10 protein-coding genes and 1 tRNA gene are annotated in these 13,374 nt (G+C 48.2%); 3 read left to right on the top strand and 8 right to left on the bottom strand.

Annotation, left to right across the window (positions count from 1 at the left end):
* Positions 1–245 precede the first annotated feature (245 nt).
* From trpS to C12CBH8_RS03310, 5 genes are all read right to left on the bottom strand, one after another.
* Positions 246–1,262: a tryptophan--tRNA ligase gene (gene trpS, locus C12CBH8_RS03330; protein WP_215533537.1), complete on the bottom strand. Its 1,017-nt coding sequence runs from the start codon at positions 1,260–1,262 to the stop codon at positions 246–248.
* 20 nt (positions 1,263–1,282) lie between these two features.
* Positions 1,283–2,479 carry an aminotransferase-like domain-containing protein gene (locus C12CBH8_RS03325; RefSeq protein ID WP_215533536.1) on the bottom strand — a complete coding sequence of 399 codons (1,197 nt, stop codon included), beginning with the start codon at positions 2,477–2,479 and terminating at the stop codon, positions 1,283–1,285.
* Positions 2,480–2,572: 93 nt separating this feature from the next.
* On the bottom strand, positions 2,573–3,055 hold the full coding sequence (gene rlmH / locus C12CBH8_RS03320; protein ID WP_090266500.1) for a 23S rRNA (pseudouridine(1915)-N(3))-methyltransferase RlmH: 483 nt from the start codon (positions 3,053–3,055) through the stop codon (positions 2,573–2,575).
* 30 nt (positions 3,056–3,085) lie between these two features.
* On the bottom strand, positions 3,086–3,874 hold the full coding sequence (locus C12CBH8_RS03315) for an MBL fold metallo-hydrolase (RefSeq protein ID WP_215533535.1): 789 nt from the start codon (positions 3,872–3,874) through the stop codon (positions 3,086–3,088).
* 176 nt (positions 3,875–4,050) lie between these two features.
* Positions 4,051–5,334, bottom strand: coding sequence for a UDP-N-acetylglucosamine 1-carboxyvinyltransferase (locus tag C12CBH8_RS03310; protein WP_090266495.1), 1,284 nt, complete (start codon positions 5,332–5,334; stop codon positions 4,051–4,053).
* Between the two features lie 484 nt (positions 5,335–5,818).
* On the opposite strand from C12CBH8_RS03310, the gene C12CBH8_RS03305 reads away from it, so the two are divergent.
* Positions 5,819–7,144 carry an MATE family efflux transporter gene (locus tag C12CBH8_RS03305; RefSeq protein ID WP_090266512.1) on the top strand — a complete coding sequence of 442 codons (1,326 nt, stop codon included), beginning with the start codon at positions 5,819–5,821 and terminating at the stop codon, positions 7,142–7,144.
* Positions 7,145–7,452: 308 nt separating this feature from the next.
* On the opposite strand, the gene C12CBH8_RS03300 is transcribed toward C12CBH8_RS03305, so the two are convergent.
* Positions 7,453–7,539: transfer RNA gene (locus C12CBH8_RS03300), tRNA-Leu, on the bottom strand.
* 305 nt (positions 7,540–7,844) lie between these two features.
* Here C12CBH8_RS03300 and C12CBH8_RS03295 point away from each other — a divergent pair.
* The gene (locus C12CBH8_RS03295; protein WP_215533534.1) at positions 7,845–9,485 is read left to right on the top strand and encodes a M23 family metallopeptidase; all 1,641 of its coding nucleotides are present in this window, start codon (positions 7,845–7,847) and stop codon (positions 9,483–9,485) included.
* A 162-nt stretch (positions 9,486–9,647) separates the two neighbouring features.
* Here the strand turns inward: C12CBH8_RS03295 and pap are convergent, their stop codons facing one another.
* A complete protein-coding gene (gene pap / locus C12CBH8_RS03290) occupies positions 9,648–11,117 on the bottom strand; it encodes a polyphosphate:AMP phosphotransferase (RefSeq protein ID WP_215533533.1) in 1,470 nt (489 codons plus the stop codon).
* A gap of 232 nt (positions 11,118–11,349) precedes the next feature.
* On the opposite strand from pap, the gene C12CBH8_RS03285 reads away from it, so the two are divergent.
* Positions 11,350–11,694, top strand: a complete 345-nt coding sequence (locus C12CBH8_RS03285) for an SdpI family protein (RefSeq protein WP_159461293.1) — start codon at positions 11,350–11,352, stop codon at positions 11,692–11,694.
* 86 nt (positions 11,695–11,780) lie between these two features.
* On the opposite strand, the gene C12CBH8_RS03280 is transcribed toward C12CBH8_RS03285, so the two are convergent.
* Positions 11,781–13,010, bottom strand: a complete 1,230-nt coding sequence (locus C12CBH8_RS03280; RefSeq protein ID WP_215533532.1) for an ROK family transcriptional regulator — start codon at positions 13,008–13,010, stop codon at positions 11,781–11,783.
* Positions 13,011–13,374: the final 364 nt, after the last annotated feature.

The raw sequence follows: 13,374 nt of genomic DNA, 5'->3' as shown, positions 1-13,374 counted from the left end.
CTCAAGGGTCGTTTTCCTCTTGGCGTTGTTTAATTTTCAAGGTGCATCCGCGCTTCATTCACCCTCTGTCTTTTTGCCCCGGCTGAATGGCGCTCATTTATAATATCACTTTTACGCTTATGTGTCAACGCTTTTTTACACTTTTTTTCATAAACCTTTACATTAGTCCTTTATTCACAAAAAAAGTTCCCGACAGCAATTGTCTTTTGCCGTCGGGAACAGTCGGATTTCCTGTTTCTAGGAGATTAGCGGGAAAGGAAGCCGATTTTGCGCTGGACTTTGCCGAGAGTACGTCGGCTGACGGCATAGGCTTTTTCGGCTCCTTCACGGTAACATTGCTCCAAAAATGCCTTATCCCCCATGTATTGCTCGAACTTTTCACGCACAGGACGCAGCGTTTCCACCACAGCTTCACCAACTGCGGCCTTAAAATCTCCGTATCCTTTGCCTTCAAACTCCGCTTCCACCTGTTCTTCAGTCTTGCCGGTGACAGCGGCATAAATACCGATAAGATTGTTGACACCATCCTTGCCCTCTCCGCGGCATACTTTTGCCTCGGAATCGGTGACGGCTCTTTTGAATTTGCGCATGATGTCGTCGGGCTTATCCAGGATGGCCACATAAGCGTTGACGTTTTCATCCGACTTGGACATCTTCTTGGTGGGATCCTGCAAGGACATGACACGTGCACCCGCCTTAGGAATATAGGGTTCCGGTACGGTAAAGACGTTGTTATACAGGCCGTTCATACGGGTGGCGATGTCACGGCTCAATTCCAGATGCTGTTTTTGATCGGCTCCTACCGGTACCAGATCGGCCTGGTACAGCAGAATGTCGGCCGCCATCAAGGACGGATAGGTGAAAAGTCCTGCATTGACGTTGTCGGCATGGCGGGCCGATTTATCCTTAAACTGTGTCATGCGGGACAGTTCACCAAACTGGGTATAGCAATTGAGAATCCATGCCAATTCCGCATGGGTAGAAACCTGGCTTTGGATAAACAACAGGCTCTTTTGCGGATCCACGCCGCAGGCAAGCAGCAGGGCGTAGGTCTCCAGAATCTGGCGGCGCAGCTTGGCCGGTTCCTGGCGCACGGTGATGGCGTGCAGATCCACCACCGAGTAGATGCAGCGATAGTCATCCTGCAAATCCACCCAATTTTTCAAGGCGCCCAAATAGTTGCCCAACGTCAATTGTCCGCTGGGCTGGACGCCGGAAAATATAATCTTTTTCTCTTCCTGAGGTTTTCCAGTCTGATCCATGTTCTTTCCCTCCTATATCATCAAACGGTAAGATATTTGGCGGCCGCTTTGCCCAATTTTTCCATACCCTCGACCAGTTGCTGATCGGTGGGGGTGGAGAAGTTGAGGCGGAAGGAACTACACGGCGCCGATTCGTCGGTGAGGAAGGCTGTCCCCGGGACGACGGCTACGCGATAAGTCTCCACCGCCTCCTTACAGAAACCCAGCATATCGGCCCCCTCTGGGAGGGTACACCAAATAAACAGACCGCCTTCCGGCTCGTTCCAGGTGACGCTGCCCGGCAGATGTTGCTTCATCAGATCCAGCATCAGGCCCATCTTGTTGCGATAGATCCCTCGGATCTTTTCCAGATGGGCGTCAAAATCGTAGTTCGCCATAAATTCATCGGCAAGCATCTGGCCGAAGATATTGGTATGGACGTCGGTGACCTGTTTGCACACCACCATCTTCTGGATCACCGGCGACGGCGCGACAGCATAGCCCACACGGATACCCGGGGACAGCACCTTGGAGAAGGTACCGGCGTAGATAACGCGGCCATCAATATCCATTGATTTGATGGTGGGGATGTTCTCACCCTTGACGCGCAATTCGCCGTAGGGATTGTCCTCCAGGATCATGACGCCGTATTTGCCCGCCAGGTCATACACTGCTTTACGTTTCTCTAGCGACATGGTGACGCCTGACGGATTCTGGAAATTTGGGATGACGTAGATAAACTTCGCCTTTTTCTCCTCTTTCAGGGCCTCTTCAAGCTGGGCGATGTCAATGCCGTCGCTCTCCACCGGCACGCCGCGCAGCTTTACTCCAAAGGACCGGAAGGCGTTGAGAGATCCAATAAAGCTGGGGGCTTCACAAATAATGGTATCCCCTTCGTTACACAACGCTTTGGTGGTCAGTTCCATGACCTGCTGGGCGCCGGATGTAACGATGAGTTCATCAAAGTCGCGATAGGAGTTGTACCGATCCCGCATAAAGTTTTTCATGCGATCCCGCAAAGGAGTATATCCTTCGGTGATGCTGTATTGCAGGGCATCAATGGGACGCTCGGCAAAAATTCTAGATGAAATCTCAGCTACTTCCTTCACCGGGAATGCCTCGGGAGCCGGATTACCGGCGGCAAAGGAAATAACGGTGGGGTCGGCTGTGAACTTTAGGATTTCACGAATGGCCGACGGTTGCAATGATGAAATACGATCGGCAAATGTATATTGCATAATGACCTCCATACGCACCGCTCAAGACAGCGCTTTTTTGATTTATCACAATAAATATAGTGTAGCACACTTGGTGTCCGGATTCAACCGAAGCTATTTATGGTACTTCCCGCCGGACAGGATTTGAAATGCCCGATAGAGCTGTTCCAGCAGCATGACCCGCGCCAGCTGATGGGGAAAGGTCATGGGAGACATGGAAAGCCGCAACACCGACGCCTTTTTCACCTGCGGAGATAATCCCCATGATCCACCGATGGCCAGCACGATATGGCTGATACCCCGCACTTGGATATCACCTATCCACCTGGAAAAGGGTTCCGATCCCATTTCTTTCCCCTCGATGCACAGGCTGCAAAGAGCCGCTCCCACCGGCACCTTGGCGAGAAGACGTTTGCCCTCGGCATCCAGTGCCGCCTCGATCTGAGCAGACGACGCCTTTTGTGGGACAGGCGCTTCCTCGACTTCCACAACGTCTAGCGAACAGTAAGCGCCTAGTCTTTTTTGATATTCCGCCACGGCTTCCCGCCAGTAGGATTCCTTCAACTTGCCCACACAGGCAACTGTGATCTTGAACAAACCTCTCTCCCCTTTGATACCAACCTATATTTAAAACACCATCACCTTTTGGTCACTCGCCTTGGGCGCCACCGATAAGAGGTAATCCGTCCCTTGGCGCATTCCCACGCTGGTCAAAAAGGATTTTGCCGTCTCATAGGCCAGTTCCGGGACGTTATTTTCCCGGCTCAGATGGGCCAGGATCAACCGAGTCGTCCCACTGCGCACCAATTCTACCAACTCCACCGCACAATCGTCATTGGAGAGATGCCCTGTTTGGGAAAGGATGCGGCGTTTCAAATAATAGGGATACCGTCCGTTTTGCAGCATCCGGACGTCATGATTGGACTCAATGACCACCAAGTCACAGCCATGGACAGCCTCCCGTACCCCATCGGTCATGACGCCGGTATCGGTGGCCACCGCCACCTTGCGTCCATCCGGCATGTGGATGCGGTAGCCATACCCCTGGGCGCAATCATGGGAAATGGGAAAAGGACGCACCGCCATTCCCGCCGCTTCCACCGTTTCTTCCCCAATACAGCTGGAATCCACCTTCTGCAGCATACCCTTCTCTTCTAATGCTGCAAGCGTCCCGGGGGAAGAGTACACCTTGCATCCGAAGCGGGAACAAAACACCCGCAGTCCCGCCACATGATCGGTATGCTCGTGGGTGACAAACACCGCACGGATGGTTTTAGGATCAATGTCCCGATCCTCCAGCGCCCGCTGGATGGACCGGGCACTGACGCCGGCGTCAATGAGGATCCCTCCCTCCTGGGAGGCGAGGTAGGTGCAGTTCCCACTGCTCCCGCTGAACAGGGTACAAATGCGCGACATAAAGGCTTCCACTTCCTTACTCGGTTTCAATGCCCTAAGTATAGAGAAATTGTCCCTTAAAGTCAAATTTTGTCGGATCCACACACGCAAAAAACACCTGGACCACATTTCCTTTGTCCAGGTGTTTCACTCTTTTTCTTTTAATTCAATTTTTTAAACAGCGGTTGTGCTCATCCTTATTGAGCCTTTGCCACTGCCGCTCCAGGCATCGTGACCCGGCGGATATCGGCTCCCAACGCCCGCAGCTTTTCTTCAATATCTTCATACCCACGGTCGATGTGATAAATCTCCTCCAGCTCAGTGACACCATTGGCCGCCAAAGCTGCAATCATCAAAGCTGCCCCTGCGCGGAGGTCTGTGGCTTTAATAGGAGCGGCCCGAAGCTCTTCGACCCCTTCGAATACAGCCACTTTACCGTCCACCTGCACACTGGCTCCCATACGGCGGAGTTCCTCCACGTAGCGGAAACGATTGTCCCAAACGCCTTCGGTGACAATGCTTGTCCCCTTTGCCATGGCCAGCAGCACTGCAAACTGGGGCTGCATATCGGTGGGGAAACCGGGATGAGGCATTGTTTTAATATTGCACCGCATCAAATCCCCAGAACGGCTGACGCGGATGGAATCGTCGTATTCTTCCACCTGGACGCCCATTTCCAACAATTTTGCTGTAATGGATTCCAGATGTTTGGGAATTACATTCTTAATCAGTACATCGCCTTTTGTAGCGGCGGCAGCAGCCATATAAGTGCCCGCTTCTATCTGATCGGGGATAATGGAATACGTGGTGCCATTCAAATGATCCACGCCCCGGATCTTGATCACGTCGGTACCGGCGCCGCGGATGTCAGCCCCCATAGAGTTGAGGAAATTGGCCAGATCCACAATGTGCGGTTCCCTGGCTGCATTCTCTAAAATCGTCAACCCCTTTGCCTTGGTAGCGGCCAGCATAATATTGATGGTCGCACCTACTGAAAGCACATCCAGATAAATCTGGTTGCCCACCAATTCATCGGCATGAGCATCCACCATACCTTGGTCCAGACTGACTTCAGCACCCAAAGCGGCAAATCCCTTTAAATGCTGATCAATGGGACGTACACCGAAATCACAGCCACCGGGCATGGAAACCCTCGCCTGTTTGAACCGTCCCAGCAAAGCGCCGATCATATAATAAGAGGCGCGCATACGGCGGGCCATCTCATAAGGCACTTCTGTAGTGGTAATATGACGGGCGTCGATTTCAATGGTACTCTTATTAATCATTTTAATTCCCGCACCCAATTCATGCAGAATGCGGATAATCATCGAAACATCGCTTATGTTTGGTATATTCTCAATGCGGCATACGCCATCCGACAACAAAGCCGCCGGGATGATTGCGACTGCAGCGTTTTTGGCGCCGCTGATAGAAACTTCACCAATTAACGGATTTCCACCGGTAATAACAAATTTATCCAATGAATGAACACCCCTTTGATGATTGACCATAAGTATTATAGCATCGATCCACCAAAATTCAAGGGAAAACTTTGTAACCTCAGGTTACAGCACGTTTATATCTATTATATCACATCCTCTTGAAAATTAAACAGAAAAAGCTAGGTATTTGCCTCCTATAGCGGTTTTGTTTTCCTTCCTTACCCTATTTTATCTTTTCGTTTTATTGATAAACAATAAAACTGGCTGCCATTTTCCGGCAAAGCATCTATTTCCCATCCAAATATGCTTCTGTTTTTTACGTTATATTAAAAAAGTGAATAGTTGGATATTTTTATTTTATACTTGTGATCTTTTGAAAAACGAAATAAGTTTGCTGTGGGAAAATGCCGTCTGCCCTTGCCTTTCCTATCGTGAGATGGTACCATTAAAAACGTCTTCGTTGTAAAAGAAAGAAGAAGTGGAGTGGTAACCTGTGCAGAGAGATTTGACCAAGGGCAATGTGATGTCCTCCATGCTGCTGTTCGCCGGACCGATGATCGCCGGCAATCTGCTGCAGCAGCTTTATAATATTGCGGATACTTTAATTGTAGGACGGTACCTGGGTTCCGATGCACTGGCGGCTGTGGGTTCTTCTTTTACCTTAATGGTGTTTTTGACTTCCATTCTGCTGGGGCTTTCCATGGGCAGCGGCGCTTTTTTCTCCATGCTCTTCGGCGCCAAACGGGAGGAGGATTTAAAAAAAAGCATTGTCCTCTCCTTTACTCTCATCGGCGTCACTGCTTTGATCATCAATGTCGCGGTGATTCTTTGTATCGATCCTCTGCTTGCAGTATTGCAAATCCCCGGTGATATTTTAGGCCAGACCAAAGAATATCTCCAGGTCATCTTTTATGGTATCCTTTTCACCTTTCTTTATAATTACTTTGCCTCTCTTCTCCGTGCGATTGGCAATTCCACTATGCCCCTTATCTTTTTGGCCATATCGGCTATCCTTAATATCGTTCTGGATCTGGGGTTTATCCTTTGGTTCCATATGGGGGTCGCCGGCGCGGCATGGGCGACTATTATTTCACAGGCGGTCTCAGCGGCAGGGATTATGCTCTACAGTTTTCGGAAAGTCCCTCTTTTACATCTTAAGCGCCATCACTTCCGTTTTGACAAAGGCCTTCTGAAACACATCGCCCAGTATTCCTTTTTAACTTGTGTCCAGCAGTCCATCATGAATTTCGGCATCTTGCTGATTCAAGGACTTGTCAACAGCTTTGGCGTGGCGGTGATGGCTGCTTTTGCCGCCGCGGTCAAAATCGATTCCTTTGCTTATATGCCGGTACAGGACTTTGGCAATGCCTTCTCCACCTTTATCGCTCAGAACTTCGGCGCCGGGCAACATAAGCGCATCCAAAAAGGCATCCGCGCCGCTGTTATCGCCGCACTGGTGTTCTGTATCATTATCTCACTGGCAGTATGCCTTTTTGCACAGCAATGGATGTTGCTGTTCGTACAGCCGGGCGAAACCGAAGTGATTGCCATCGGCGCCCAGTATCTGCGCATCGAGGGTATGTGTTATGCGGGTATCGGCTGCTTATTCCTATTATATGGATTGTATCGCGGTGTAGGAAAACCCGGGATCTCGGTTGTGTTGACGGTGATCTCGCTGGGCACTCGCGTGATCCTCGCCTACGTGTTGGCCCCTATTCCCGCCATCGGATTACCGGGTATCTGGTGGGCCATCCCCATCGGCTGGGTTCTGGCGGATATTACGGGACTTGTGTATTATCGCTGGTGGTCTAAAAAATCAGCTAAGATGATAGCGGATCTGTCTGTTTGACCGGTGTTTCATCTCTATTAACCCTAAAAGAAAAGGACCTGTCCGCTTTACGCCGGCAGGTCCCTTTTTGTGTTCGCATATTGAGAGACGATCTATCCTCCAAACTGTTCTTCTCGCAAAACCGGACAACGGAGGTTTGTCTGACAAGGTCTCATCTACGAGTCCAGCATGAACGCCTATTTCACTAGGCCTCTTGTGGTCTTCTCATTTTGATTTTCTTCTAAAAAAGATACCTGCTACAAACGCGAGTGGACAGACAAAATAAAAAACCGAGCCCGGAACGCGATGTGCGTCCAGACTCAGCCTGGTGGTGCTGGTGACCGGACTTGAACCGGTACGATGTTGCCATCGAGGGATTTTAAGTCCCTTGCGTCTGCCGATTTCGCCACACCAGCTTACTAAATCAACTGTCTTTTTATTATAGGTAAAACAGCGTGTCTTGTCAAGATCTCTCATAAGATTACTGGCAGATTATAACATTTACTGAAATTGTATTTTTTATCACCGTTAGATTTCAAAAAATATTCAAATTCTGTTGGATATTTTCGCTAAAAGAATTGGTGGAAGGTGTCGTAACATTACAAAGTTTGCTTGTTTTGTAACCGAAGTGTTGCAATCTTGTAACCTTTTGGTATAATAAGAATATGTTGTTACACATTTGTAACCTTTGCTTTTTAAAATTACACGACGAGGTGAAAGGATGTCTCTTAAAAAGGACCCTTCTTCTGATTCTAATGTATCAAAAATAAAAGGGATAAAAATTCAGATTATCGACCGTTCACAACGGCTTATTCAATATAGTAGACAAGCTATCTCTAATGCTCTTAGTAAGACTTCTCACCGCACCAAAGCGGAATGCAAACGCATTGCCGAAGGATTTCGCATCGCTTTTCACGAACTTAAAAAGGCTTGGCAAAAGCATCCCCTTAAGGTTGTCCCTGCATTTGCCCACGTTTCGGCTAAGGGAGTCAAGCGTCACAGGGGCGTGGTTGCTTCTTTCTTTAATATAGCCATCCCCACGGTGGCGCTGGTTGCATTGGTATCGGTAGTGAATTTCTGGAGCGGCGCCAGTTTTGCCTTGGCGCTGGAATGCAATGGTGAAACCATCGGCTATGTAGAAGATAAAGTGGTGGTGGAGCAGGCTTTGGCACAGGCCCAATCGTCGGTGGTGGATGTCAATGGTCATTTGCAGCTTCCAGAGAATCTTGAGTATAAGCTGACTCTTGTGAGAAATGAAGACGTTATGGACAATTCTCAGTTGGCCGAAGCATTTTTGGATAATATGGAAGGCCAGGTTCAAACCGCCAGTGGACTCTTTGTGGAAGACCAATTTGTAGGCGCGGTGGACGATACCGACACTGCCAATCAGGTTTTAAATGAGATTTTAGACTCCTATACAGAGGGAAATGAACAGGCCGAAGCCAATTTTACGGAACAAGTCACCGTCAAAGAAGGGCTTTATCCTTCGGATGACGTTGTATCGGCAGAGGAGATCAAAGAAGATTTGACCTCTCCTGTGGAAAAAGAACAGGTGTATCACGCCGCAGAAGGTGATACTGTGGCAAGCGTCTCGGAAAAATTCGGTTTGGAACCTATCGAACTTGTGGAACTCAATCCCACTTTGACGGAAGAGAGTTCCTTCCAAGATGGCCAGAATGTCGTCATTGCCGATGAACAGCCCCTTTTGGGAGTGGAGGTTATCTCGGTAGAATCGGTGATCCATGAGCTGGACTACGAAAGTCAGACAGTAGAAAATTCCCACAAAGAGGAAGGAGAATCTACCGTTCTCCAGGCGGGAGAAAAAGGACAGGAACAAGTGGATTATCAGGTGGTAACAATCAACGGACAAGAGGTTTCCCGTTCGGTTACGGCCACTACCCTTCTGAAAGCTCCTGTGGATGAAAAAATTGAAATCGGCACCATGGAAAAACAAGTGGAAGTGGACCGTTCTTCCGAAGCAAGCGCCCGGACAAGTATCGGTTTCCAATGGCCGGTCAACGGCGGACGGGTATCCAGTTCCTTTGGCTACCGCTGGGGTAAAGTCCATGAGGCCATGGACATTGCCGCACCTTACGGTACCAGTATTTATGCCTCGGCCAGCGGTACGGTGGAATTTGCCGGATGGAAGGGTTCTTACGGTTACTGTGTGCTGATCAACCACGGTAACGGCTATAAAACTCGTTACGCCCATTGCAGCAGTTTAAAGGTCTCCTCCGGCCAAACAGTGAGCCAGGGTCAGGTTATCGCTGCTGTAGGCGCCACCGGTTTCGCAACTGGTAACCACTGCCATTTTGAGATTATCCAGAACGGTACAAAAGTTAATCCCGCCAATTATCTGTAACCCAACTTGGGGTTAAGACTATTATTTGAGGAGAAAGCTCCATGGCATTGTCGTCTTCCGGCTGTGGATTGCTTTAGATCCAAATAAATTGTGAACATGAAAAAAGAGCTGGAGATTTTATTCCAGCTCTTTTTTCATACCTGTTTTTAAATCGACTGTCCCTCAATCCAGGGCTTTTTCTAAGGCATCGATGATGATCCGCAGTGCCTTGATACGGGCGTATTTTTTGTCCACCGACTCCAGGATATGCCATGGCGCATAGGTTGTACTTGTCTTTTGCAGCATCTCATTGATAGCCACTTCATATTCATCCCATTTTTCCCGGTTACGCCAGTCTTCCTCTGTGATCTTCCACTGTTTTTCCGGTGTATTCTGCCTTTCCTCAAACCGTTCCAATTGGGTTTGCTTATCGATCTGCACCCAGAATTTAATCACCACTGCACCCCAATCGGTGAGCTCCTTTTCAAATTCATTGATCTCATAGTAAGCCCGCTGCCAGTCATTGGTGCTGCAAAAGCCCTCCAGACGTTCTACCATCACCCTGCCGTACCACGTGCGGTCAAAGATGGCGATATGGCCTGTTTTGGGCAGACGGGTCCAGAACCTCCATAAATAATGGCGGGCTTTTTCCTGAGGATCAGGGCTTGCAATGGGATGCACCTCAAAACCTCGTGCATCCAAGGCTTCTGTGACCCGCTTGATATTGCCTCCCTTTCCCGCTGCATCCCATCCTTCATAACAGATGACCACGGGAACCCGTTTCCGATACAGCCTATAGTGCAGCCCGTAGAGCTTTTTTTGTAAAATATCCAGCGTCGCCTTGTATTCCGCTGGATCAATGGATTTATCGAGCGATACTTCCGACAAAAGCGGCACCTTGGAAAGTGGGAAACTATTTTGCAGCAACTGTACTGCCAAGCTTTCATTTTGCATGGCGGTATCAATGCCGGTACACAGACGTTCCAGCATCTGAAGCTCCGCCCAATGGCGTTCTTTTGCATCGACGATATACCAAGGGGCGTCCGGAATATCGGTGTCCTGAAGATAACGGTCAAATACTTCCAGACATTTATTGTAGTGTTTATTTTGCCATTTGTCGCTGTCGCTGATACGCCAGGCGGTATCCTTATCGGCGAGCAGATTGGCAATGCGTTTCTCTTGTTCCTTGCGGCTGATGTGGAAAAACAGTTTCACCAGCAGATATCCATTGTCGGTTAGCTGGCGTTCAAATCGCTTGACGCTGGAAATACGGGCATCATATTGGGCATCGTCCATTTTCCCATGGAACCGCTGCCGGCAAATCTCATCCATCCACCCCGAATCCAAAAAGACAAACTGTCCTGCTTTGGGGATCTCCTGGAAAAAACGGTGTAAGAAGGGATAGCGCTGTTCCTCCACGCTGGGGGATTTCATGGTCTTTACCTTAAAAAAGCGGGGATCCAGATTATGGATGACTCGTCCAATGGCGCCGCCTTTTCCTGCAGCGCCCCATCCTTCTACCAATACGAGCACAGGCAGGTTGCGCTGCTTCAGCATCATCTGTTGAGCGGCTAGTTTTTCACGGGCCTGTTTCAGACGTTTTGTAAAGGACTCTTTATCGGGCCGTTCAGGCTTACTATATTGTTTGAGCATACTATCACCTCATCAAAATAAGAATTCCCCTTTTTCGTAATTATACCAGAACTATTCCATATTGAAAAGCAAAAATAATAAAAATAACCACATCCGCTCTTCGTTTATCTCTACTTTAGCGGCTGGCCTTCGTCCCTTAAAAAGCAATAAAAAGTTTTTCTCTTTGGCTTGTAACTTTCAAAAAGAGGTCTTATAATGTCCTGTGATGTTAGATAATGAAGGAGTGGTAAGAATGCCAAACTGGATCCCCCTGCTTTTTACAGCTATTTTTGCAATAGCTATGGTAGGAGGTGGATTGTTCCTTTGGAAATGTCCACCCAAAAACATCAACGGCCTCATTGGATACCGTACCAAACGTTCTATGCAAAATCAGGAATCTTGGGATTTTGCCCAGCGTTATGCAGGAAAGGTATGGGTGATCTCCGGAGTGTTGGATGCATGTGTCTTTCTTCCCCTTTCCTTCCTGCCCTTTGATGACGAGGGATGGGGTCCCATCCTTTTTCTTCTGGCTCAGGCTTTTGTCTTACTCTTAGTATGCCCCGTTACGCAGCATGCTTTAAAAAAACGATTTGGTTGATAAATTACACAAAGGGAAAGGGCCGTCCGATAAAGACAGCCCTTTCCCTTTGTAGAAGGATATCAAAATAAGTGTTATAAATGAAGTTATTCCTCAATGGAAATTTCTTTATAAAAGTTCTCCAGCACCAAGGCTACCCCGCCTAAGGCACATTGATTCTCTCCAAAGGTGCCCCCTACCACCGTCATGCTCTTGATGAATTTATTGCCCTTCCTCTTCTGAACTTTAGAAATAACAGTCTGAATCAAATAATCGCAGTTCCAAAGCATGTTGCCGGATAAGACAATGATCTCCGGCGAATAAATAGTGGCGACGTTTTGAATGCCGGCACTGATATAGTCGGCTGTTTTGTCGATGACCGACCGGCACAAAGGATCTCCGTTTTTTACTGCCTGAAGAATGGCAGCCAAGGTGATTTTATCATAATTGTCGAGCTGGGAAAGAACCGATCGATTCCCTAGTTTCAGCTTATCTGTGACTTCCTTGACAATCAGCGAGCCGTTGACCAACGTTTCCAAACATCCATAATTGCCGCATGCGCATTTCGCTCCGTGGACATCGATGATAGTATGGCCGATTTCGCAGGCACCGTCGTTGTATCCCCGGAAAATTTGACCGTTGGCAATGAGGCCGCCGCCAAATCCAGACTGGTTGATAAGACAGGCAAACACACTGCTGCATTCCGATGCCACGCCAAACCAGTATTCCGCCATGACCGCTGCTACAGCATCTTTGTCAAAGAAGGTGGGGAAACCGGTGTTTTCCTGAATGTAGTCCCGGATCTTGACGTTATCCCATCCTGGGAAATTGGGCGGGCTTTGCATACTGCCCTTCTCATGATCACAAGGTCCAGCCGATACCAGGCCAATCCCGATGAGTTTCTCCTTATCAATCCCCGATTCCTCAATGGACTGTAAAATAAGGGTGCACAAACGGTGGAGGACGTATTCCTTTCCCCGCTCCAATTGGGTATCGCTGTGCAGCTCATAAATAACTTGTGCTTTAAAGTTGGTAATCACCAGCTTGATGTATTCAGCCGTCAAATCGATACCCACCGCATAGCGGCAGTTTGCATTGATCCCCAACATAGCCGGTTTGCGTCCGCCTACCGACTGCCCTTCACCCGTCTCCACAACCAGCCCTTTTTCAATCAGTTTACCGGTGATCTTAGAAACAGACGCTACGGTCAATCCACCATATTCAGCAATATCCCTGCGAGAGGTTGGCTCATGCCGCCGAATATAGTCAAATACAATCTTGAGATTGAGGGCTTTCATCGTCTCACTATTGATACTGCCCACATTCACATGTACCATTTACAACACTCTCTTACTCTTTTTGATTAAAAAGTCCAACCCTAATTCTATTGGCAGAATAAAAACTTTTGGTTTTTATCAAGCAAATTGTTTAAACAAGGGCACAATATTCCTTATTTGTTATTATACAACGCCAATTTATAATAGTCAATTAATTATTGACAACATCTATCTTATTCACAACAATCATTCCTTTCTTTCGCTACATCCTACAATAAACCTCTTTTCCTACGCTGTCTGACGTCTGATATGGTAAAATGGACGCGTAAATCCCAAGGGATCTGTTCTCTATCATCTACCATTTTTCGACGTCTTTTAGGCTTTCAGACAAAAGAATCCCTTAAATTGTAATTTTTATCGCTTT

This window comes from Solibaculum mannosilyticum (genome assembly GCF_015140235.1).
GTDB lineage: Bacteria > Bacillota > Clostridia > Oscillospirales > Acutalibacteraceae > Solibaculum > Solibaculum mannosilyticum.
This window is presented reverse-complemented; position numbering and strand designations above follow the sequence as displayed.

Excerpts from the sequence above, each read along its gene's own strand:
- trpS (WP_215533537.1), bottom strand. The coding sequence starts at position 1,262 with ATGGATCAGACTGGAAAACCTCAGGAAGAGAAAAAGATTATATTTTCC.
- C12CBH8_RS03325 (WP_215533536.1), bottom strand. The coding sequence starts at position 2,479 with ATGCAATATACATTTGCCGATCGTATTTCATCATTGCAACCGTCGGCC.
- C12CBH8_RS03315 (WP_215533535.1), bottom strand. The coding sequence starts at position 3,874 with ATGTCGCGCATTTGTACCCTGTTCAGCGGGAGCAGTGGGAACTGCACC.
- C12CBH8_RS03305 (WP_090266512.1), top strand. The coding sequence starts at position 5,819 with ATGTCCTCCATGCTGCTGTTCGCCGGACCGATGATCGCCGGCAATCTG.
- C12CBH8_RS03295 (WP_215533534.1), top strand. The coding sequence starts at position 7,845 with ATGTCTCTTAAAAAGGACCCTTCTTCTGATTCTAATGTATCAAAAATA.
- pap (WP_215533533.1), bottom strand. The coding sequence starts at position 11,117 with ATGCTCAAACAATATAGTAAGCCTGAACGGCCCGATAAAGAGTCCTTT.
- C12CBH8_RS03285 (WP_159461293.1), top strand. The coding sequence starts at position 11,350 with ATGCCAAACTGGATCCCCCTGCTTTTTACAGCTATTTTTGCAATAGCT.
- C12CBH8_RS03280 (WP_215533532.1), bottom strand. The coding sequence starts at position 13,010 with ATGGTACATGTGAATGTGGGCAGTATCAATAGTGAGACGATGAAAGCC.